The 22917-nt window shown below is 40.9% G+C and carries 17 protein-coding genes; 11 read left to right on the plus strand and 6 right to left on the minus strand.

Annotated elements, in window-relative coordinates; all coding sequences use genetic code 11:
- The 9 genes from AX660_RS16110 to AX660_RS16150 form a co-directional block, all read left to right on the plus strand.
- Window positions 1-332: BamA/TamA family outer membrane protein (locus tag AX660_RS16110; protein ID WP_157884351.1), on the plus strand; the 332-nt coding region annotated here is incomplete at its 5' end.
- Window positions 329-4174 carry an autotransporter assembly complex protein TamB gene (gene tamB, locus AX660_RS16115; protein WP_068378898.1) on the plus strand — a complete coding sequence of 1282 codons (3846 nt, stop codon included), beginning with the start codon at window positions 329-331 and terminating at the stop codon, window positions 4172-4174. The genes AX660_RS16110 and tamB, both read left to right, overlap by 4 nt.
- A gap of 344 nt (window positions 4175-4518) precedes the next feature.
- Window positions 4519-5145, plus strand: a complete 627-nt coding sequence (locus AX660_RS16120) for a FlgO family outer membrane protein (RefSeq protein ID WP_068379923.1) — start codon at window positions 4519-4521, stop codon at window positions 5143-5145.
- A 449-nt stretch (window positions 5146-5594) separates the two neighbouring features.
- Window positions 5595-6296 (plus strand): hypothetical protein, encoded by a 702-nt coding sequence (locus AX660_RS16125; protein ID WP_068378901.1) that lies wholly within the window; start codon window positions 5595-5597, stop codon window positions 6294-6296.
- Between the two features lie 33 nt (window positions 6297-6329).
- Window positions 6330-6980, plus strand: a complete 651-nt coding sequence (locus AX660_RS16130; RefSeq protein ID WP_068378904.1) for a hypothetical protein — start codon at window positions 6330-6332, stop codon at window positions 6978-6980.
- 143 nt (window positions 6981-7123) lie between these two features.
- A complete protein-coding gene (locus AX660_RS16135; protein WP_068378915.1) occupies window positions 7124-7930 on the plus strand; it encodes a hypothetical protein in 807 nt (268 codons plus the stop codon).
- A gap of 328 nt (window positions 7931-8258) precedes the next feature.
- Window positions 8259-11648, plus strand: a complete 3390-nt coding sequence (locus AX660_RS16140; protein ID WP_068378917.1) for a hypothetical protein — start codon at window positions 8259-8261, stop codon at window positions 11646-11648.
- Window positions 11629-12186, plus strand: coding sequence for a hypothetical protein (locus AX660_RS16145; RefSeq protein WP_131811818.1), 558 nt, complete (start codon window positions 11629-11631; stop codon window positions 12184-12186). The genes AX660_RS16140 and AX660_RS16145 overlap by 20 nt, the downstream gene beginning before the upstream one ends.
- Before the next feature lie 44 nt (window positions 12187-12230).
- On the plus strand, window positions 12231-13313 hold the full coding sequence (locus AX660_RS16150) for a hypothetical protein (protein ID WP_068378922.1): 1083 nt from the start codon (window positions 12231-12233) through the stop codon (window positions 13311-13313).
- 235 nt (window positions 13314-13548) lie between these two features.
- Here the strand turns inward: AX660_RS16150 and AX660_RS23230 are convergent, their stop codons facing one another.
- From AX660_RS23230 to AX660_RS16175, 5 genes are all read right to left on the minus strand, one after another.
- Window positions 13549-14358 carry a FlgO family outer membrane protein gene (locus AX660_RS23230; protein WP_068378925.1) on the minus strand — a complete coding sequence of 270 codons (810 nt, stop codon included), beginning with the start codon at window positions 14356-14358 and terminating at the stop codon, window positions 13549-13551.
- Window positions 14359-14590: 232 nt separating this feature from the next.
- On the minus strand, window positions 14591-15052 hold the full coding sequence (locus AX660_RS16160; RefSeq protein ID WP_068378928.1) for a DUF2721 domain-containing protein: 462 nt from the start codon (window positions 15050-15052) through the stop codon (window positions 14591-14593).
- Window positions 15053-15072: 20 nt separating this feature from the next.
- Entirely contained in the window at window positions 15073-16500 is a 1428-nt protein-coding gene (gene rimO / locus AX660_RS16165) for a 30S ribosomal protein S12 methylthiotransferase RimO (protein ID WP_068378931.1), read from the minus strand.
- Window positions 16501-16782: 282 nt separating this feature from the next.
- Window positions 16783-17769 (minus strand): LysM peptidoglycan-binding domain-containing protein, encoded by a 987-nt coding sequence (locus tag AX660_RS22870; protein ID WP_082768960.1) that lies wholly within the window; start codon window positions 17767-17769, stop codon window positions 16783-16785.
- 144 nt (window positions 17770-17913) lie between these two features.
- The gene (locus tag AX660_RS16175; protein WP_235594766.1) at window positions 17914-18528 is read right to left on the minus strand and encodes a FlgO family outer membrane protein; all 615 of its coding nucleotides are present in this window, start codon (window positions 18526-18528) and stop codon (window positions 17914-17916) included.
- 45 nt (window positions 18529-18573) lie between these two features.
- On the opposite strand from AX660_RS16175, the gene AX660_RS16180 reads away from it, so the two are divergent.
- Entirely contained in the window at window positions 18574-18774 is a 201-nt protein-coding gene (locus tag AX660_RS16180; RefSeq protein ID WP_068378934.1) for a hypothetical protein, read from the plus strand.
- Here the strand turns inward: AX660_RS16180 and AX660_RS16185 are convergent.
- Window positions 18771-22157, minus strand: a complete 3387-nt coding sequence (locus AX660_RS16185; RefSeq protein WP_068379931.1) for a PAS domain-containing hybrid sensor histidine kinase/response regulator — start codon at window positions 22155-22157, stop codon at window positions 18771-18773. The genes AX660_RS16180 and AX660_RS16185 overlap by 4 nt on opposite strands.
- Before the next feature lie 200 nt (window positions 22158-22357).
- On the opposite strand from AX660_RS16185, the gene grpE reads away from it, so the two are divergent.
- Window positions 22358-22917 (plus strand): nucleotide exchange factor GrpE (gene grpE, locus AX660_RS16190; protein WP_068379933.1); only part of this gene is annotated, 560 nt, incomplete at its 3' end.

The following is a 22917-nucleotide window of genomic DNA, read 5'->3' on the forward strand; positions in this document are numbered from 1 at the left end:
CTGGTGGCGATCAAAGTATTCGAGGTTTTGGCTATAAAAAACTGTCACCTTATGTTTTAGATGAAAATGGTGAACAACAATTAACCGGTGGTCAATATTTGGCCGTGGGTAGTGTGGAATACTCTTATCCCTTTGCTGAAAACTGGCGCGCCGCTGTTTTTGTCGATGGGGGGACTTCTACCAATAAATTTGTCGGTAATATCGCCACAGGTATTGGTGCAGGGGTGAATTGGTTATCGCCCGTTGGGCCAGTGAGAATTTATGTGGCGCGTGGCAATAGTGACTATGAAGCACGTTGGCAAATTCACTTTTCCATGGGGCCTGCCCTATGACGCAACTGAGTTGGTTTAAGGGCTCTAAACCACTTAAATGGCTAATTGGCACGGTGCTGGGGCTAGTGCTACTTATTGCAGTGTTATTGGCATTGTTATTGTCTCCTTGGGGTACTCGTCTTGGGGTAAGTATTGCCGACAAGTTAATTGATGAATTGAGTATCGACTATCAAAGTGGTGGCCTTGCTTCCGACATTCGATTATCTCGTTTAAGTTGGCAGCAAACTGATGTTAGCGTTGTAGTGCATGATATTAACCTCGCCTTGGATTTAGATTGTTTGTGGGCTTGGTCAGTGTGTATTGAACAACTCAGTAGTGGCAATATTGATATCCGCCTTAATCCACCCAGTACTAACGAACAAACCGATCCCGTTACTAATATTGATAAAATTACCTTGCCTGTGGCGCTTAACATTGCGGCTTTAAATCTTGGCCGTTTAGATTTACGAATTGAAGATCAATTAAAACTTTCTTGGCAGTCTTTACACAGCAGTTTGCAGTTTTATCAAAGTATTGATGTAGAGCAACTCACAGTATCAGCCTTGGATATTAAGGTACTTGAGACATCCGCCAACACCCAAAACACCACACAGAGTATTGATTGGAGTAAGTGGCAATATCAGCCATTACACCCCATTGATATAAAATTACCTGTGTCGCTGGATCTGCAACGTTTCGAAATCGCCCCCCTTACGGTGACGATGGGCGCACAGCCAGCACAAGTGATTGAATCCGTAGTGATGGTGGCCAATATTGAGCCGGATGAAGTCAAACTTATCCAGCTTAATATCAAACATCCAATGGTAGAACTGGCCGCCAACGCTGAGCTCAAACTAGATGGGTTGTTGAGTCATCAACTTAGCGTAAAGGTCAGTATTAATGAGCCTTCTATCGGTAAGCTAGAAGCACTATTGAACTCAAAAGGTGATATCAATCAACTTAATGCAGAGTTACATAGCACGGGTTTGGTTAATGCTGATGCAACAATAAGCACCCAACTTAGCTCGGCTAATTTGCCACTGGATATCAATCTTAGTTGGCAGCAACTGCAGTGGCCATTAGGTAGTTCAGTCAGTGAGCAAGTTATTCAATCACCGAGTGGGCGTTTTGTCATCAAGGGGGATTTAGATGCTTTGCAAATAGAAGGGCAAAGTGAGGTTTTAGGTCAAAATATTCCGCAAACATCTATTGAGTTGGCTGCTACTGCGAGTCGCCAAGGTATTGATTTAAAAAACTTATTAGCACATACCCTAGGTGGTCAAATCATCACTAGTGGCTCTCTTAGTTTTGACGATAGCCTTAACGTGTTGGCGACAATGCGCCTTGAGCATATTAACCCTGGTGTATTTGATCCCGCTTATCAAGCCGACGTTAGTGGTCAGCTTGATCTGGAATTAGCGGATCGTAATGGGCAATGGCAGGGCGTTTTACAAAAATTAGACTTACACGGCACATGGCGTTCCTATCCCTTAAAAGCTCAAGGCAAAGTCGAGTTTGATGGCGCTGCGAATATCAAGATTGATAGCTTTCGCATTCAAAATGGTGACAATAATGTGTTACTCGCAGGCCAGTTAGGCGCTGATAAAACCCTAGATTTTGCCTTGGAGTTAGCAGCCCCCCAGCTCCAACAAAGTATTGCTGATGTGCAGGGTAGTATTAGTACTAAGGCAAAGTTAAGTGGCACTGTTGAGCAACCAGAGTTTAGCTACACCTTAGAGGGGCAACAGTTGTCCTTTGCTGACATTACACTGCAAAAAGTGCAAGGGCAGGGGAATTTGATCTGGAACGAGATAAAACCCGTTAACATGACCCTTGAGCTGCAGCAGATTACTGGCATCAATAACCAGATAGATGAAGCCAAGTTAGCAATCAGTGGCAACGCTGCTGCTCATCAGTTAGTGATAGATACCACCAGCCATAAGACTAATTTACAGGCAAAAATCACCGGAGTGTTGTTGGAAAATAGTTGGCAGGGTAAGTGGCTTGAAGGGCAAATTGAATCAAGTTATGCATCACTTAGCCTACGAGAACCCTTTGATATAATGGCAAACTGGCAGCAGCAACATTACGCCGTATCGTCTCATTGCTGGCAGCAGGGTAGTAGTGATCTATGTATCAAATTAGCCGAGTTTAAACAGCAACAAGCGCAATGGGATATTGCCTTGCATGACCTGAATCTATTGCCCTTAATACACCGTTTAGTGCCTAATTTCCCGGCCATTGACTCAGCAAGTTTACTTAGTATGACATTGCAGGGTGATTGGCAGATGGAGCAACTTCCTGAGATCCAATTACATGCAGAGTTAAGCTCGGCTGAATGGCGTTTTAAAGGCAAACAACGTTCTAAAAACCAACAACGTTCGAAAGAGCAGCAAAACCTATCGCTTAATTTGCAAACCTTTAAGTTGGATGCGCAGTTTTCAACCCACAATGTGAGTTTGCAAACTGAGCTCAGTGGCCCTGAAATTGGCTCAATGAAACTTGACTTAGTTGGCGAGGGGGGGGATTTTGCTGAGCAGCTGACTCGGCCCATTACTGGCGAATTTAGTTTAAAAAATTTTAATCTCGCGCCATTTAGGATCATGTTACCGGGCCTAGATAAATTTGCCGGAACGTTAGCCGGTAATACTCAGATCACGGGGACTTTGCAACAACCTTTGTTTAATGGCCGTATTACGCTCAGTGATGGCGCTCTGCAAGGCGAAGGGATCCCCCTTATCGTTGATCAGGTTAATCAAGAGTTTGAGTTACAAGGTGATAAAGCGCTGATAACTGGTAGTTACCTATTAGGCAAAGGTTTGGGCAATATCAAGGGCGAGGTTGCATGGCAGCCCGAACTCGCAGGCCAAATTCATATTAATGGTGAAGGACTGGAATTTGATTATCAGAGCATGTTACGCGCTCAGGTTAGCCCTAATGTTGATATTGATTTTTCCTCAACGGCGGTTAAAGTCAGTGGCGACGTTACCGTACCCTATGCACGCTTTAAACTACGTGAGCTGCCCCCCAATACAATTTCTCCCTCTAAAGATGTGGTATTGGTAGAACAACAAATTGAACAAAGTCAGGACGAAACCTTGTTCGATATGGCCTTATTAGTGATAGTGGATCCTAAACAACAAAATCAAGTAAAGCTCGATGCCTTTGGTTTAACCACCGATGTACGTGGCAAAATTCATCTGCAAAATAACCAACGTGGATTAAATGCCACTGGCAGCATGCAATTAGTGAATGGCCGTTACAAAGCCTATGGGCAAAATTTATTGATAAGAGAAGGAGATATTACCTTTAACGGGGCTCTAGATAGACCTTTTCTGAGCATAGAAGCTATTCGTGATCCCAAACTAACTGATGGAGAAATCATCGCGGGTATTCGTGTTGAAGGTGCAGCTGATAATCCTAAAGTTGAAGTGTTTTCTGAACCCGTGATGGAGCAACAACAAAGTCTGGCTTACATGTTAACTGGCAGGGCCATAGGCGAATCCAGCGGTGACAGTGACAATACGATGCTAACCAACATGTTAGTGGGTTTTGGCTTGGGGCAAAGTGAAAATATGATCAGCAACCTTGGTGAAAAACTCGGCTTTCAAGATGTCAATCTGGATACCACAGGACAAGGTGAAAATACCCAATTATCTTTGAGCGGTTATATCGCCCCCGGTGTGCAATTACGTTATGGGATGCCGGTATTTGATTCAGTCTCTGAAGTTGCCATTCGCTATGAACTACTCCCTCAACTATATATCGAAGCGGTTAGCGGCTTAAATAACGCTATTGATATTTACTATCGGTTTAGTGTTGAGGGTAGTGAGGATAAAAAAGTAAAGAGTGAAAAACAATAATACCAATTTTTAATTGGTGTTAATAAAGTCAGTTTATTTGGAAATTATTATTCATTACCAATAACTGCTGCCGTTCGTTGCGCAAGGCGGCAAAACATATCCGCTTTCTATTATTATTCAACTAAATACTTTTCATAGCGCCATTGTGAAAAATAAGGTTTGAGAATGGCCATACCAAATCTCAATATTGCCTAACCCACTGAATCCTATAATTTTCAAGGAGGAAGGGGATCGTTATATTTCTCCATTTATTAAGACATAACACATTAAGCTGGCCAAAATTGTTGTTTGGCGTAAATATTGCTGTGTTTAAAAATAAGCGCGCCTTTTGTTGGATCAAAGAGATGAAAATAATTGTAAAAAATATAACGCTCATTGGTGTTGTAACTATGATGACAGCTTGTTCGTCTTTGTATGCAGACAAGGAAAATGAGCGCCTGTGTGCCACTGAAAGCGGTCAGTTTTATGTATGTAAAGATTTGCAACTCAGTAATAATATAGTGAAGCAAGACGCTAGTTTGTTTACCCCTAAGCTACATTTTGTGCAATTAAACGAATACACTCAGCAAATGGTAATGGATCTAAACAGCTCCCTTAATAATACCGTATTTAAGGGTACTATTGCTGTTGCCTCATTTGTTTTTCGGGATGAATCGTTGAGAACAACTAATAATTTGGGTAATGAGTTGGCTGAGTATTTTATTAATGATCTTCAAAATATCGGTCTGCAAGTGAGTGATCTTAGTGTGACTGGCACCTTGGATATTACAGACAAGGGAAGTTTTGCGTTTTCGAGGCAGCAAGGCGATATATTTAATTATACAGAAGTTGAATATGTATTGACCGGTACGATGATCAAAACCGTTAATGGTTTGAGGGTCAACGCTAGAATAATTGAACTCTCAAACAAAAATGTTATTGCATCAAGCTCAAAAATAATCCCTGATATCTTGCTTGCGGAGTTGTTGTGAACGTAAGATGTAAAAAATTAACAATTATAATAATAAAGATAAATGTTTTGTTGGTTGAAAAGTGAGGGCTGAACATCTTTGTTGTATGAAAAACAAGCTTGGTTAAGTTGAAAAGCATAAAAATCAACTTAAAACTGAAGTTTTTGAAAAAAAACTAAGATTTCACTCAATGTGGTCGATACAAGATAGACGGCAAAATAAGTCTTTGTGCAGATACTTCGGTTTAGATGTTAAACCACTGTCCCGAAATGTTTTATAAAACTTGTCCGCACAGTGGTTCAACTATCACAAAAAGGTATTGTCGATAATTTTTTACTAAAGCTTCAGTAAAAAATGCCGTTAATAAAATTGTTAGAACATTAGTGCGATATAAAAAACGTTGATTATGTGGTAGCTAAGGTAGTTTCCTCAATTCAACAAAGCATAATTTGATTACTAGGAGTGTTGCTATGCAACCAAATAAAACAAAACTGGCGCTTCAAATCGGGGCTGTTGTATTGGGAGCATTGTGTGCTTCTAATGTTTATGCCGCTACTTTTACTGCCACAGTGACTACCATTGATGATGTGACCATCGCACAGCGTGCTAGTTATCCATTAACCTTTGGCAGCAATATGTTTACTCAGGCAAATACCTCTTGTACATTGCAAGTTGGTGGAACCTCTGGCGAAGATGACCACCCTGGCGGACTTTTAATGCGCCATTCTCATACCTCTGGTACTCCTCAAGGTGCTGATTTTGGTGTACTCGAAGGTGATGGGTGTGTTAATACCGCCATTGGTGTCACACCTGGTATTTGGGATATTTCTGGTATTCCTGGTGGCTCTGTTAGCATACTGATTACCCAAGTGGCGCAAAGCCCAACAACCTTTACTTATTCTCCCGATGAAGCCTGTTATGTCAGTTATTCTGGTGGTACCGTTGATGATGCTGATGATTGTTTAGATTTAGTGCCTGGTAACGTGGTAACGGCCCGTTTACCAGTTTCAGGTGCTGCCGAGGCTGATACCACCAGTATTGGTGCTAATGGTGGTGTTGCTCAAGCAGGGTTGGTGAGTATTGCGGTAGGTGGAACAGTAGCTATTGGTGCAGTTGCTTTAGATCCATCAGCAGCTTATAACTTAGCTTTCCAAATTGACGTGACTTATTAATAGTTGCATGTAAATGTGATTGAGGAATTAAACATGAAACAAAAAATTAAAATTTTAGCAGTCCTTACTGCAGGTATGATAAGTAGCAACGCACTTGCCTTACAACAAACTTTAACTGGCACCTTTAATACCATTCAGGCTGTAGATATTCAACCCTTTAATGGTGGCTTGGTTATGGCCGGTTTAAATCTGACCGCAGGCTCGCAATGTATCTTAGCTGCATCCACTGACGGCACAGGTACTGGCTATCTAGGTGATCAAGCTATGCGTATCGGCGGGATAACTGCTAATGCCGCAGGATCCACGATTAGCACTACAACAGGCGTTGGCTGTTTAGGCTCTTCATCTGGCGGCACTATTGGTACTTTCGAAATAACTGGCGCACCAGGTGCAACAGTAAATGTGACTATCACCGATGGCGCCAATGCTGATTTACTACTTACACCGTCTGGTTGTGTGGCTAACTATATTGCCGGTGCAAATGGTGATACATGTGTAATAGTCAATGAGGCTACTCCTGCGTCTATTCGTTTAGCTGGACCAACTGACACAGGTACTTTGGGTGAAGGTACGCCTATTTCGGGTACCGCGTTAGTGGCTTTAGGTGGTATTGCTGAAGCTGCTCGTCAGTTAGATCCAAGTGTGCCTTACACCGTTGACTTTCAGATAGACGTGACTTATTAATAGTTACATCTGAGCTGGTTAAGACCAGCTTTATATGCAGTAAACATAATGCGCCACTTAAGTAATATTATTTAAGTGGCGTTATTTTTTAAGCTAAATAAAAATAAAATAATAAAAAATATTATCAATATTAGGAGAGCAATATGCGCAATAAGTTTTTAACGACTAAGTTAGCTGCAAAATTTGGTCTAGTAAGTTTGTTATTGGCAATTCCCTTGGCTAGCCATGGTGTTACTTTAACCACTTATCGTATTTACTTGGATGACAATAACCGCTCTGAATCTTTTATTGTCTTTACCCGCGATGTGGTGCCAGAAGATTGTTCGTTAAGCCTGAAACATTTTGATTTTGATGCCACAGGTAAGATGAGCCTTTATAAAGGCGCTGAGTTACCGGCTTACTCGGCAGAAGAGTGGGTGCGTTTTTCACCTAAAAACTTTGTTATTCAACCGGGTAAACCACAGACTATTCGTTTTTCAATGCGTCGAAAACCAAATACTGAAGCGCAAGAATATCGTTCGTATGTGTCAGTCTCTTGCGAAGATATCGTGTCAGAGGTGGCGGTGAAAGACTCAAATGCACCCAAAGACAGACCGACAGTAAGTGTTAAACCCAAACTGGTACAAAATGTCCCACTTATAATCAGAACAGGCCCCTTAGAGGTTGATGCGTCATTTGGCGACATTAAGCTACAAGGTGACTTGGTACGAGGCAAAATTTTACGTAGTGGCACACGTTCGTTATATGGTCGAATCTCACTTGTTGATAAAACGAGTGGTGAGGAAATTGCCTTTAATGATTCGATTTCTATTTATCCCGAAACCTTAGAGCATAGTTTTGAAATTTCGGCCAGCAATGACAAAAATATAGCACTTGAGCAATTGGCGTTGAAATTTGAGGAGGACGAACAGTACGGCGGCAGTTTACAGTTCCAGAAAAATCTAAAATAACCTCAAGTTCGGTGCTTGCATTTACTTTTGGTAAATCAAACCATAGATATCCATTACATTAAGCCAACATGACTTGTTGGCTTTTTAATTACCTTGTTATCACCTTCTCTTTACTATCAAACTCATTTTTTACCTAATCGTGATAGCTGATCATGTAGTTGAAATTCATTACTCCTGATAGTGATTTTAAGTATGGCGTGAAATTTGCTTCCTTGAGTGCAGTCAATCCGTTCAATCCTGTTTAGCCATAAAATTGACAGCAATCTCATTAATACCAAGAGTGCATAAAGTAGTGAAGTCAAAGTGCAGGCGAACTAGAAGGGAAATAATGAAATTTAAACTCTGGTTTTTTACTTGGTTTTTTTTGTGCTCTTCTTTGAGCAGCGCTGCTGAACCTTTAAAAAAAGTTGAACTTAACGAAGAAAATGTTTTGCTTTTAGACGTGGCCATTAATCGTGAGACCATTGCCAGTTCCGTTGATGCTTATCGCTTGGGTGAGCGGGTATTAATCGCGATAGAGCCGGTATTTGATAGTTTAAAGTTACGTTATCAATTGACTGACAATCAACTAAGCGTTTGGAAAGATGAACAAGTTCAGGTATTTACACTAGCAGATCAAATGCAAGATGTTGTAAATGAAGCAGAGTATTATTGGGCCACGGATGGGTATTACCAGTTTGTTACCTTAGATCTATTAGACAAAATATTTGGCGTTTCAGTCGATGTGGATCTGCTGAGACAGATGGTTATATTTTCAAATGATACCCTGCAACTCGGTACCAAAGTCACACCTCACTATCTGTTTCCGGTACAAAAATTGGCATTGTTAAACGAGCGTCGTCAGATGAACCGGTTTTACAATACTAATACGGGTAGTGACGAATTACAGTCGGCTATTACTATTGCGGATCAATACCGTTTTATCACACCACCTCACGGTAGAGTCAACCTTGCCGCCAATTTAGGCGATAAAGAGTTTAATGGCTCGGTGCAACTGGTATCTGATTTTTTGTATCATTCGACTAATTTAACTATGTCGAAATCCGATGAAAGTGACTTAGCCGCCAGCATGAGTTTGTCACGATTTAAATCCTCGCCAGATGATCGTATTTTGGGGTTATTTGATTCTTATCGATTGGGTGATGTTTCTGGCGTATCAAATAACTTAACGACCGGCAGCAATAGTGGGGTTGGTGTGGTATTTCAACGTAACCCTGATAATTTTCGCCGTAACAATCTGGAAGTGACTTTGGATGAACTGGCTCCGCCAGGCTGGGATGCTGAATTATTTCGTAGTGGGGTTTTTTTAGACCGCCGAGTAGTGCCTGGAGATGGGCGTTTAATCTATGAAAATGTTGAACTTTTTTATGGTTTAAATGATTTTGAAATTCGTTTGTACGGACCTTATGGCGAAGAGGAAACAATTAACAATCGCATAACAGTTAAGCAAAATTCGCTTGCTGCTGGTCAGATGGCTTATAGTATTAATGCCTTAGATAAAAACCATCGGCTATTTAATGATGATAATGACGAGCCTTACAAACTCACTAATTTTGGTGGTTCTTTTGATTATGGTGTTAATGACCGTTGGCAGTTGGGATTTTCATTTGCTTCAATTGATTCTGAGCAGCAGTTTTACAGCATCAAAAATGCCTTAAGTTTTAATAATTTTTTAATTGAAAATGATCTATCCGTTAACCAAGACGGTAGTTATGCTCAGGAAACATCCTTAACCGGCAGTTTGTTTTACAAAGATAATTATACCTTAAGCTTTAAATCGGCTAAAGATTACACCAGCGAAACCTTAGATTCGAATGGCGAAGATTATTACTCTTTTTCTGGTAGTTATGGGATCCCTACTTATATCGGTTTAACACGCTTTGGTGTCGGTTATCAACAAACTGATGTATCAAACCGTTTATATGTGTCTAATCAATTGTCAAATTCGCTTGGTCCTCTTTATTTTACGCATACTTTGACTTATTCAGAGAATGAATTGTTGTTTAATGATACGAGCATTAATAAAGTTGACAGTTTATTAGGTAACCTTAGTTTAAGTGCTAATTTACCATGGCTTTTTGTCAGTGCCTCACTGAGTTATGATCCTGAAGATGATGACTTCATTCAAAAAAGTTCTTCAGTTTCGCTACGTACCACGATTAATGACCCTTACGAAAACCGACATTATTTGCAGGCACAGTATTTTCCTCTAAATGAAAATGGGCGTAAGTGGGCGTTGCGTCACAATATGATGTGGGACAGTGAAAAGTTTCAAATGTTCCTGTCGTCATCTTACGATTCAAATGACGATTGGTCGCTGCAATTTGGAGTGCAGTTTTACTTAGGTTACGACTATCACAATAATCGCATCATAATGGACAGGGAATTTTCAGGTGGTAGCGCTACTTTAGACGTACATAGCTATTTAGATCGTCAAGTTAATGGCGAGCCTGATGTTTTAGATTTTGATTTGGCCGATGTAAGTTTTTCGGGTAATCCTCGATGGAAAGAGTTTAGAAGTAACGAAAAAGGTAAAACAATTTTACCTGGTGTCCATGGTAATAGTGAATTTGCTTTTGGCGCCAAGTGGCAAGAAGGCAGCGCCACTGTTAATAATGACTATGTGGTTTATACCCACCCAGGTGCACTGGTTGAAGTTAATATGCCGTTTTATTTGATTACGGATTTAACGGGGTTTGTGGTTCGCCGCCAAGGTGGGCAAGAAATTGCCTTACGTAACGTAGAGATGCAATTAATAGGCTCTGATAATGAAGTCATTGAAACCTTAGATACCGATCAAGATGGTTTTTATGAGTTTTTAAATTTACCACCCAACGTTTATCAAGTAAGAGTGGCTGATGAGTATTTACGTAACAAAGGTTTTACCAGCAACTTAATTGGTATTAAGGTCGCAACCAGTGGCCGCGGAGGATTTGTTGAACTACCAACCTTAATACTAAGACGTGCTGATGGGACAGATGATAAAGGCGATGAGGAACTTAAAACCCATATCCTCGACGAAAACAATGTCGATGCATTGGTGTGGAGTAAAGATGAAGTGTTAAATAAAAATTATTTTACACTACCTAGAAAAGAGCAAGGGCCCTTGCGCGCAAAATATTCTTTTGGGCAGGATATGAGTGATGTGGTTAAAGATAAGCTTGATCAAGCTGAGCAGGGAACAAGCACTAACACTTCCTCGGAAACAGAACTTGAGGTCGACAATTTCAATCAAACAGAACAAGCGGCCCCAGTCATAACTCAGCAAAGAACTCCGGTGGTTGAACCCCTTGCGCCACAGGTCAAGGTGGTTGAAAACGCGCTGTCTTTACCCCGATTGAATTTAAGATCGGCAAAGGCTGCGACAACAACGGCACCATTAATAACAGCGCCTGTGATAGTGGCAGAAAGTGTTGACAATAATAACTACGAGCCTGGCGAAATTGATCTAGCGCCTTATTTTGTTACTAATGGATGGATCATTCAGTTTTCAGCAAATGCAGCCATGGTGGCCGAACAAGAGGCCATTACTCGGTATTCTACATTTGGCTCCTTGTATGTGGCACAAAAGACCACTAGCAATGGCAATATATTTCACTGTTTAGTTAGCCAAATTTTTGATTCAAAAGCCGCAGCCAGTGAGGCATTAAATAGGTCTGGTTTTAGTGGATGGATAACACAAAGTGAGAATTTTTCAAATGTTAAAAAGATCTACTGATATTTTTATGGAGAGGGTATTGATGTTAGATAATTTAGTCAGGGCTACATTAATGTTGTTGGGATGTTTATTAACCTTAATTAGTGCTCAAGTTTTCGCTATTACTCCTAGTTTGTCCATTGTGCGGGAGATTGATTATGGTGTTGTACTGCCAGAGCCTGGCTCGTGTCGCATGATAGCCAAAACGGCTGTGATAATGGGTTATCAGGGGACCAATATTTGCATTATGCAAGACGATGCTCACAATGGCTTGTATACCATAACAGCCAATCCTAATAAAAATATCAGAGTTAAAGTACCGCCTAACCAAGATAATGGTGACGGTTTAATTTTTAATCCTTATGTTGAGCTCAATAGTGATGGTGAAACGCCACAGACTATTTTTAACAATCCGGGCTTTGTAAGTATTAATTCCGGTGCGACAGGCGTGGTTAATGTGTATCTAGGTGGCGATTTGATTATTAGCCGTAGCTATCCATATAGTCAGTTGGTTACTTTTAGTTTTATCGATGTGATTGAATGGCATGAGGATCCTTAACATGCCAAATACAACTGATTATAATTAATGAGAACAGTGTAGCCATGATGCCTTATTTATTTCGCACGACCCTATTGATTATCTTGTTGCTTGGTTTGGGGGCTTGCCAAACCCGGTTAAAAATAGCTGGTACCAAACATCAGAAAGTCGCGGCTAAATGGCATGGCTTAGCACAATATGCTGAAAGTAAAATTGTAAATTATGGGGTTACGATAACCGCAAATTTAGTGATTGAAGCCATCGATGATAAGCCGGCATTTACCTTGCAAAATATTAAGTTTAGCGAACATGAAAATGTACAAAATATCAATTTACTGACACCTAGTTTTGAACATAAATATATTTGTTTGCCCTTGTGTTTTCAACTGCTTGAATATGTAGCTTTTGATGGTGTTGATAGTGCTACTTTGCTTGACAGCTTTTTTTCGGAACACGAATTTGAACTATTTCAGTTTTATGGCGACTTGGTAATTTTGAGTGAACGCCTAGATACGTTAGCGAATAGAGACAATGGCCTTTTGCGAGCTTATTTATTGTCATTGACCAGGAAAAAAGAGAGTTTTGGTTCGACTAAGGAGTTTATTGCCTACTGGGATAACTCTTTGGCTCTTGGCATGTTTGAGCAATTTATGCGTAATCCGGTTGATATTGATTCAGACTTTTTACAGGATTATCGTCAGACGCCTGATCGTAGATGGAGACGCACAGGCACGAATGCCAATAATAACTCGCAATATGGAGAGAATACCTATAATGAAAATGATGACATATTACCAAATGAGCATTGGTTAGCATCTTCTCAGCCAACACCAGAATCGTCAGCATTCCAATTTTTAGAAGGACAAGTTGAAGAGGTATTAAATTGGGAAGATGGGAGGCAGTTAGCCATCGTCATTGGCGAAAATGTTTGTAGCTATGAAAACAACCTATTTGGCGTTGTTACTAATGATAATGGCAATCAAGTAGAGGTAAATGTACTCGGGCAAGCGAAAACGTTTAAAGATGGTGTGGTACAGGATGTTGCAAGCGGCAGTCTTTTTAATTCAATTTCTAGTCTCTACTTTATACCGATGCAAGAGATGCAAAGCTTTGCAAAAGCGGATGTCGCTACGTGTTATATAGAGTAAGTCATCGAACACTTAAAAACAGCTTAAGCCAAGGGGCCTCTGACAAGCTGTGATGGTTCGTTTTTTCGATGGGATTTCGAGGGACCGCCTCGAAAGCCTATTATATAATGGCAGTGATAGAATCCGTTACATCCACGGTAACACTAAGCGACTTTTATAAAATAAACCAAGTGACATGTGAAATATAAGTTGTAGACAATATGAGATATATTCACTACGTCCATGCTTCCTGCCGTTAGTTGTTAAATAACGATATCACTTGAGGGCTTGTGGATTTGTTTCCTGCAGTACTCATTGATTGATCATTTACCCCATAATTAAAACCAAGACCAGCATCGTTTTCTAAGCTTGATGTTCTATTATTGCTTGCAATCAATGCATCAGTAACCTTGCTTGGAATAAAACTCTGAGCTGAGGCTACCACCGCTTTTGATTCAATACCTACAATACGGGCATTAACAAGATAACCACCTTGGAGTTTTACCATAGTCCCACCCACTATATAACGGGCTGGCATGGATGGGTTAACTTCTTCATAGTCACGGGTAAAAGCAAAATCACCTTGAGGTGTGACTCTGATAAAGTCAGTGGTTTTAAAGTCGATAACGGGGATACCAAATTTATGAATTTCATGGATTAGGCTTTCGGCAATTTGATTACCTAATAAATTTGCTTGACTGTAATCACTGTCTAACATCACAAAGCTCACCACAGCAACGGGAGTTGTCGCGTTGACATATTGCAAGTTAGACACTAAATCTTGCATTAAACCACGCACATAAAAATTAATATTATGTTTTGGTAAGACATCTTGTTGGTTTGCAATTGCGTTTTGACTTTGGATTGCTATATCGACGTCATTTTGCGTTTTAAACTGCTGAGTAAATTGATCCTTAAACTTAAGACTGGAGTTTAATGTACTTTCTTCTACTGATTCGCCATCATCTACGAGGTTGCCATTTTGTTCTCCCAACGTAAAGCTGTCGAGAGTGCTACATGAGCTCAAAGTTAAACTGAGCAAAAGCGCTATTTTTTTAATTGTCATGGTCAATTCCTAATTAATATGGCGTAACAACAGGCAATATTTTTCCGAATCAATCAACAGTGGGCAATGCTATGCCGCGTTGTTGCCGGAGTTTATTCACCAGTCTGATAAACATGTTGCTAATACTCTGTCAGAGCAAGTTAGGTGCCATATTGGGATATTAATGACAGTGGTCGTTATTAATTAATTGGCGGACTAATATATGTAAGTTGGAGATTAAAAACAGCAAGACTTAACTTGCCGTTTCTTCATCAATTAACTCTTTACCCATCTGTAAGGTTTTGGTGGCAAGTTGCACTTCTTTTAAAAAGGTAAGTAGGGCAAAAATGAGTAAGATGAGGGATATAGTGAATAAAGCGATGACAGCATTGCGAAAATTCAGCAGCCATAAATCACCCACAAATAAACATACCACCACGCCACAAACAAACAACGCGGAGGCAACACATAAACCAATGGCGCGGTTTATGAGTTTAACTCGTCGCCATAAGTTTTTAAGTTCATTTTGTGATACTTCGAGGTAACTGGGGTTTTTCATAATGTTGATGCGCCGTTCCATTACCCGTGCGCGATCGACGATACGGCCTAAACGCCCAGACATAACGTTTAAAAAGCCCGCTATGCCAGTTAACATAAAAACAGGCGCCACTACGACTTGAATTACCTGGGCTAAATCCGTTGCTGACGCGTCCATCTATAATATGCCTTGTTTAATTATTCTGCTGGGTCTAGTTCGTCGTCTGCTACTTTGACAGCCCAAAGATCATGATCATCAGCATGAATAATCTGTGCCCAAATGATGTCGCCTGGTTGCACGTCAAATTCATCGGTCAAATGTACGTTACCATCAATTTCTGGTGCATCGGCATAACAACGGCCAACTGCACCTTCAGGCGTCACTTCATCAATTAATACTTGATACTCTAAGCCGATCTTAGCTTGTAGTTTAGCTGCACTAATAGCGGCTTGTTTGTGCATAAAACGTTCATGACGCTCATGTTTGATGTCTTCGCTAACTGGATCGGGCAAATCGTTTGCTTTGGCGCCTTCCACGTCGGAATACATAAAACAGCCTACGCGGTCTAATTGGGCTTCATCTAAAAAGTCGAGCAACATTTGGAAGTCTTCTTCGGTTTCACCTGGGAAGCCAACGATAAAAGTAGAACGAATGACTAAGTTTGGACACACTTCGCGCCAGGCTTTAATGCGCTCCATAGTGCGTTCTGCCGCAGCGGGACGTTTCATTAGTTTTAATATGCGTGGGCTGGCATGTTGGAAAGGAATATCCAAATAAGGCAAAATTTTGCCTTCGGCCATTAAAGGCATAATCTTATCAACTGAAGGGTAGGGGTAAACATAATGTAAACGTACCCAAATACCTAAATCTGCGAGTTTTTCGCACAAGGCTTTCATGTCGGTTTTGACTGGCATGCCATCCCAGAAGGCCATTTTATTTTTTACATCAACACCATAAGCACTGGTATCTTGAGAAATAACCAATAACTCTTTTACGCCGGCATTTTTTAGGCGCTTAGCTTCGTCTAATATGTCACCAATGGGGCGACTGACTAAATCTCCACGCATGGATGGGATAATACAAAAGGTGCATCTATGGTTACAACCTTCTGATATTTTTAAATAAGCATAATGGCGCGGAGTTAATTTAACACCTATGTCCGGCACCAAATTTAAGTAGGGATTATGCACGGGCTGTGGAAGATGAGTATGCACATGAGTAACCACTTCTTCATAGGCATGAGGTCCAGTGATGGCTAATACATTGGGGTGTACTTCACGAATGTCGTCTTCTTTAATACCTAAACAGCCAGTAACTATCACTTTGCCGTTTTCTGCTAAGGCTTCGCCGATTGTATCTAGTGATTCTTGTACCGCTGAGTCAATAAAACCACAGGTATTAACGATGACTAAATCGGCATCTTTATAAGTAGGTACTACATCATAACCTTCAGTACGTAACTGAGTCAGGATACGCTCAGAATCCACAAGGTTTTTTGGGCAGCCTAAGCTAACAAAACCAATACGTGTGCCTTCAACGGCTCTGACAGGAGCCCCAGACTCAAGGATCTTTACTGGGGTTTCTAATGTAGTGGTTTTATTCGGGATATAAGTTTCAACGGTCATGTAGGGCCTTGCTGCTTTGCTTGTCAATACTTTCAAGCTTGAAGCGGTATAAATAGAAGTTTGGCAGCCTCTTATCTTCCAAAAGATGTTGGTTTTTTAAGGTCTGCCGTCAATGCTGAGTATTATACAGTAGAAATTGTTGAGACGTAATGTGTTAGTGAAATTGCCTGTTATATCTAGATAAACTAGTCATGAACCTCGAGATAAATAATCTATGTGCAGATAGTGATAAAACCTCGAGCTTGATTGATTGCTTTTTCAATGGTTCCCACTCGTCCAGTTTTATTGTTCAGACACTCGAATGACGCTTCCCAGTGCAATGTCGTTCACCACTAAGGTCGGATTCCATTTTAGTAAATCGGCAACTGAAACATCGTAACGTTTTGATAGTTGGTATAATGTTTCACCTTTTTTAATCACATGAACCTTTACTTGTACCCTTGTTGGAGTGGGAGCCTCCAACGGTTCGTTTAAGGTTTTTTGAATATTCTTTTTTAAGCGTTTAGTCAGTATCAGGTACTTACGTGCAAAAGCTGTGTTGGGAAATAAAATCATCAATTGCTGAGCTGCTTGTTCAGCCTGCTGTTGATGTTGTAGTAAGCTGTAAACTTCAAATGTATGCCACAATATTTGTGCATCTACTTTAGTTCTTGTGGCTTCAAACTTATCCATAAATTGTTGTGCGCTATCGTATTGTCTTTGTTCAACATCAAAGCGTGCTAGTACGAGATAGACTATAGGCTCAACAGCTTTATTTAAGTCAATCTGACTTAACCAATGACGGGCTTCTGACCACTGTTGTTCATTTACAAAACATAATCCGATAGTCGTCAATTGCTGATTTTTAGTACTTACACTCAACTCATCTGATGTTAGTCCTGCTGCGTAGCCCTGCAAGACCTGCCTTTTCTTGTGGTCGCACAAATAGTCAAGTAGTCCTGATGACATCTGTTTTTTATTAAATAGTGGGTCATTGATAGCAAGTGAAAATGCTTGTTGAGCACCTAGAATATCTCCTTTAGCGGCACGTAATTCTGCTAAGGTGAGAAGTGATTCAGGATTTAATTCTAGGTTACTAATAGTTTGGAAACGTTCCTCGGCTTTTTGGATATTGCCAATCAATAAATAGGCTCGAACATGTGAAAGAGTAACGTTATTTAATTGTGCTGTATCTTTGGGCGGTGAGATTTTGTCAGTTTGCGTTGACGGAGAAGTCGTACAGGCACTGGCTAAATAAATGGCACTTAACAAAAACAAAGATCGCAACATCGGCTGTCACCTACACTAGATAATCCAGTAACCTTAACGACTTTATGACTATCCGGTCAAACACTTATACCCAAACAACCTGAATCTTGCATCTTCAGGTTGCTTGGGTATATATGGGACCGATATAAAGTAATTAGAACATGGTTAATAACTACCACGATAAATTTGATTGGCTTTGAGTGCTACTTTCGTTTTAGTCCACATCGCATTTGATGGCACGTAATCAGTAGCTGCCGCTATGATGGTATTTGAAGGAACCGCGATTAGTCTAATATTAACGACTATTTTGTCTTCTAATTGTGAATAGGTTCCCGTGAGAAAGTAGTCTGCTTGTATTTCTGGATTTAGTGCCGCAAGCTCTCTACTTAACATGGCGTCGTAATTATCACCGATATTAATGGCAGACATGGTTTTAAATTCAACTACTTTTAATCCAGCCTGAGTGCTTAAGGTTACAAGACTTTCCTGAACTTGCAGGCCAAAACCCGGCATGTACGGCAATGAATTTCCGGTTTTTAAGTCACTAGGTAATATCGTGCCTACTGCTATAGTTTTAGTTAGATCGATGTTATCAGCAGTTGATAACAATTGACGAGCTAACTGTTCAACATAAAAGTGCAAACCACGAGGAGCAAGCTGACTTTGCAAAGCCTCGTTATTACTCGTTAGATTAGGCGTTGTATCAGGCTGGCTGGCACAACTATTTATCAATACCACTGCAAGTAGCATTAGTATTGGTTTGCAGAAATATGTGAACATGTCAGAACCTGATATTTAGTTTGTGTTTCGATAAAAGCAAGTTAAATGCCAATAATTTTTATGGGCTGGTGTGACTTTTTTGACATGGTTAATCAAGGTCAGTTAATACTGCGAGGCCCGAAAAAATACACTCGTATTGCACCGAGTTGGTTAGGACAAAGCCGTTTGGCAAACATTAAAAAACAGCCAGTGAACTCAGGGGCGGTTAGCATTTTAAGTACTTTAACCCATTTGGTTTTGTATTAGATTTTTAACTGTTTAATCAGCCGTTTTAAGGCAGCGGTTTTAATGGGTTTAGGTAAGTAGTGCAGTTTAGTATCAATGGCCTCTTTACGTGTTTGTTCACTGCGATCGGCGCTACTGAGTATGCCCGGAATGGCGCTATGCCAATGTTCGCGTATTTTTTCAGCAGCTTGGACGCCAGTAAAACCGTGATCCAAGTGGTAATCTAAAAACAGTAAGGCAGGGCAGGTTGGGCAAACATCAACAGCACTTTGCACATCCTTAGCGGTATAAACTGTCGCTCCCCAACTGCTGAGTAGTTGATAAATAGCTTCTAGGGTATGGGCTTCGTTTTCTATGACCAACACGATTTTGTTTTTAAGTAGATTGGCGTTATCAGTTGTTTTTTCAGTCGTTGGTTTGCTAGTTTTGAGACTGCCTCGGCATGTTGTTAGGCTCACTGCAAAACAACTGCCTTTATTGAGTACTGAATGCAAGCTGATGGGATGTTGCAATAGGGCGCTTATCCTCTCTACTATGGTGAGCCCTAATCCCAAACCTTGGGCGTTTTGTTGTCCGGCTAATTGTTTGAATTCTTTAAATATTTCTTGTTGTTGATCTTGCGCGATACCACTGCCGGTATCAATCACGCGTATTTTACATTGCTGACCACAGCGTTTTACTGCCACTAAGATACGGCCTTGTTGGGTGTAACGTATGGCATTAGAAATTAAGTTTTGGATCACTCTACGTAATAATTTTTTATCAGAGATAACCGTTAACGAGCATGGTAAGTAGCTTAGCTTCAAACCCTTTTGACGAGCCAGAATAGAAAATTCATTGACTAAAGGCCGTAATAATTCATCAATTGCAAAGGCTTGTTGGTTGGCAGTTAAGGCGCCGGAATCTAACTTGGTCATATCCAGTAAGGCGGTCAGTAATTCTTCTGCACTATTAAGGGATTGGATCAGGCTTTGGCTCATGTCAGCTAATTCCTGATTGGGGGCTTTTTCTCTTAATAGTGCGGCAAATAAACTAGCGGCATTAAACGGCTGCATTAAATCATGACCGGCAGCGGCTAAAAATTTGGTTTTACTTTCGTTGGCTTGTTCGGCTTCGCGTCTGGCTTCGTCTAGGGCTAAATTCGCGGATTGTAATTCTTGGGTACGTTGCTCAACCCGAGTTTCAAGATGTTGTTTGGCTTGTTGCAGTTGTTGCTGAATATTAATGTAGTCGCTGATGTCGCTGTAGGTGGTAACAAAGCCTCCACCGGGTAAGGGGCTTCCATTAACTTCAATCACCTGCTCGTTATCTTGCTCGCGTACATATTTATAGCGACTACCGGTACGCATATACTCAATACGCTTTTCGATTTCTTGTTCTAAGTCACCGGTGTCACCAAATAATCCACGTTTAGCGTTAAACATCAGCAATTCACGAATGGATATACCCACCTTAATAAAACCATTGGGGTAAGAGAACAGTTCTATATAGCGTTGGTTCCAGGCCAGTAAAGTCAGGTTGCTATCAAGCACACTGATCCCTTGTTGAATGTTTTCAACCGAGGATTGCAGTACTTCATGATTAAAATGAAACGTTTGATTAGCTTCTTCTACCAACTCGACTAGTTCATCTAGGGCTACATCTTTTTTCTCGGCGATGGCAGACAGTAAAATCCGCGCGCTAACGTTACCAATCTGACTGGCTAGCTCGCTTTCTATGGTGTTGAGTAGTTTTGGGCTGGCATATCCAGAATGCTGATTAGCGGGTAAATATTTTAATAAAGATAGGTGACGCTCTTTGCCTAGTACTTTTTCAGTTACGGCTAATAAATTCGTAATTCTAGTCGCTTTGTTTAAGGTCGAAAATGCATGGGTATCCTTATTGTTTAGCGCCTTTCGTGTTCTATTTGGCCAGATCAATGATACCAGCACAAAACACAACAAATTCATTAATAGGCTTAGAGCAAAACCTTTAGCGAGTTGTAAGTCGGAAGGCACAGGATCAAAATAATAACTGGCTTTAATACTGGGCCACAATAACCAGTAACACCAACAGGCAGCGCCAACCAATACGGCGAGTTGGGCGGCTATTTTGTTACGTTTTTGCCAATACAAACCGCCAATAATGATCGGCATGGTTTGCGATAACAAGGCGATAGCAATAATGCCACTGTTCACCAGTGGACTCGCCTGACTAATATCGCTGTGGTACAAAAAAGCCACCCCCATTACTACAAACACAGTAAGGCGGCGGATCAATAAAATAGCTCTAGGGCTCAGTTTATGTTGTAACAAGGTTTTGAGTTGGATCTTAAGCCACAGCGGTGTTGCTAGGTTATTGGAGATCATGATCCCCATAGCAAGTGTTGCCACGATTACCATACTGGTGGCGGCCGACAAACCACCAATAAAGGCAATAAGACTTACACTAGTATTGCCGCCAGCGATGGGTAGGGCGAGTACATAAGTGTCGGTACTCATATAGTTGGTATCACCTGGATTACCGCTGAAAATAATGTGCCCAGCTATGGCAATGGGTAATACAAATAAGCTAATGGCGATCAAATATAGGGGGAATACCCAACGGGCCATGCGTAGCTCTTCGTCACCGTTATTTTCGACAAAATTAATATGAAATTGGCGTGGCAAACAAAACATTGAGCAAATCCCCAGCAATACTTGGCTGGCAAATACCCAATATGCGCTATCAGCTTCGACAATTTGTGAACTACGCGGATGTTGCTGAGCTTGCCCGAGCAAATCGAGCACACCATCAAACAAACCGTAACAAACGTATAAACCTACTATTAATAGGGCAACTAACTTAACCACAGATTCAAAGGCGATAGTCACCATCAAGCCCGGATGTTTTTCGGTTAGATTGAGCGAACGGGTACCAAATAAAATCGCAAACAAGGCCATCAATGCTGCAACGTAAGCACCTATATTACCCGACCAATTTGCATCTAAGCCGGCGACTATACTGATCCCCTGAGTTACTGCATCCAATTGCAGGGCTATATAAGGTATAACCCCCATAAAACACAAAATCGTGACGAGTGCGGCCAACAAATGGGAGTTGTCGTAACGAAGGCTGATAAAATCGGCCAATGAACTTATCTGATGTTGTTGGCATAACAAAGCGATGCGCCGCAATATAGGATGGGCAAAAAGGAAGACCAGAATTATGCCTATATAGGTAGGAACAAATGCCCAGCCATACTGAGCGGCTTGAGTGGTGGTGCCAAAAAAGGCCCATGACGTGCAATGAACCCCTAAGGCTAAACTGTATATAAATGGATGTTGTTGCTGGCCACGAAAACGTTTATCTGCCCAAAAAGCCAGGGCAAATAAAAATAGTAGATAACAGAATACCGTTATCGAAACTGTCCAGACACTTAACATAGCAAAACCAAAAATTAACAATTAATCAGCACTTTACCCTTAGCTCGTAAGGGATAAAAGCAGTGAATTTATGCCTAAGTAATAAAAATAAGCTGAAAAACATAAAAAGCTCTGCTTTTTACCCTTGAAGCGACTAAAACAAGCCCCATTAATAGCTGCAATTGATTTTTGCCTTAGAGATAGAGAAAACGGAGTCACGCATGTCGAAACCCACCCCGGAACAAGAACAAGAATTGGTGCAAGCTGCACAAGCAGAGTCAGAAGCTGTAATAGAAACTGAAGGTGAACTTCAGAGTCCTGAACAACAACGTATTGCTGAACTAGAAGCCGCGTTAGCGGCATCAGAAGCAAAATTTGCTGAGCAGAAAGACTCTGTCATACGTGCTATTGCTGATGCAGACAATGTGCGTAAACGCGCTGAAGGTGAAATTGATAAAGCACGTAAATTTGCTTTAGAGCGTTTTGCCGGTGAGTTATTGCCAGTAGCGGATAACTTAGAGCGAGCTTTGCAAGTAGCTGATCCCGCTAATGAGGCGATTAAAGGTGTAGTAGAAGGCGTTGAGTTAACCCTTAAGTCTTTTGTTAATACTATTGAAAAATTTGGTTTGAAAGTGATTGATCCACAAGGTCAGCCTTTTAATCCAGACCAACATCAGGCGATGGGTATGCAAGAAAATGCTGAATTGCCACCTAATACGGTTATGGCTGTTATGCAAAAAGGCTACGAAATTAATGGTCGTTTGTTACGCCCAGCAATGGT

This window comes from Paraglaciecola hydrolytica (genome assembly GCF_001565895.1).
Taxonomy (GTDB): Bacteria; Pseudomonadota; Gammaproteobacteria; order Enterobacterales; family Alteromonadaceae; genus Paraglaciecola; species Paraglaciecola hydrolytica.

Coding starts and splice junctions, on each gene's coding strand:
- AX660_RS16160 (WP_068378928.1), bottom strand. CDS start 15,052: ATGGACGCGTCAGCAACGGATTTAGCCCAGGTAATTCAAGTCGTAGTG.
- AX660_RS16130 (WP_068378904.1), top strand. CDS start 6,330: ATGAAACAAAAAATTAAAATTTTAGCAGTCCTTACTGCAGGTATGATA.
- rimO (WP_068378931.1), bottom strand. CDS start 16,500: ATGACCGTTGAAACTTATATCCCGAATAAAACCACTACATTAGAAACC.
- AX660_RS23230 (WP_068378925.1), bottom strand. CDS start 14,358: ATGACAATTAAAAAAATAGCGCTTTTGCTCAGTTTAACTTTGAGCTCA.
- AX660_RS16120 (WP_068379923.1), top strand. CDS start 4,519: ATGAAAATAATTGTAAAAAATATAACGCTCATTGGTGTTGTAACTATG.
- tamB (WP_068378898.1), top strand. CDS start 329: ATGACGCAACTGAGTTGGTTTAAGGGCTCTAAACCACTTAAATGGCTA.
- AX660_RS16185 (WP_068379931.1), bottom strand. CDS start 22,157: ATGTTAAGTGTCTGGACAGTTTCGATAACGGTATTCTGTTATCTACTA.
- AX660_RS16125 (WP_068378901.1), top strand. CDS start 5,595: ATGCAACCAAATAAAACAAAACTGGCGCTTCAAATCGGGGCTGTTGTA.
- AX660_RS16135 (WP_068378915.1), top strand. CDS start 7,124: ATGCGCAATAAGTTTTTAACGACTAAGTTAGCTGCAAAATTTGGTCTA.
- AX660_RS16145 (WP_131811818.1), top strand. CDS start 11,629: ATGTTAAAAAGATCTACTGATATTTTTATGGAGAGGGTATTGATGTTA.
- AX660_RS16140 (WP_068378917.1), top strand. CDS start 8,259: ATGAAATTTAAACTCTGGTTTTTTACTTGGTTTTTTTTGTGCTCTTCT.
- AX660_RS16180 (WP_068378934.1), top strand. CDS start 18,574: ATGCCAATAATTTTTATGGGCTGGTGTGACTTTTTTGACATGGTTAAT.
- AX660_RS16175 (WP_235594766.1), bottom strand. CDS start 18,528: ATGTTCACATATTTCTGCAAACCAATACTAATGCTACTTGCAGTGGTA.
- AX660_RS22870 (WP_082768960.1), bottom strand. CDS start 17,769: ATGTTGCGATCTTTGTTTTTGTTAAGTGCCATTTATTTAGCCAGTGCC.
- AX660_RS16150 (WP_068378922.1), top strand. CDS start 12,231: ATGATGCCTTATTTATTTCGCACGACCCTATTGATTATCTTGTTGCTT.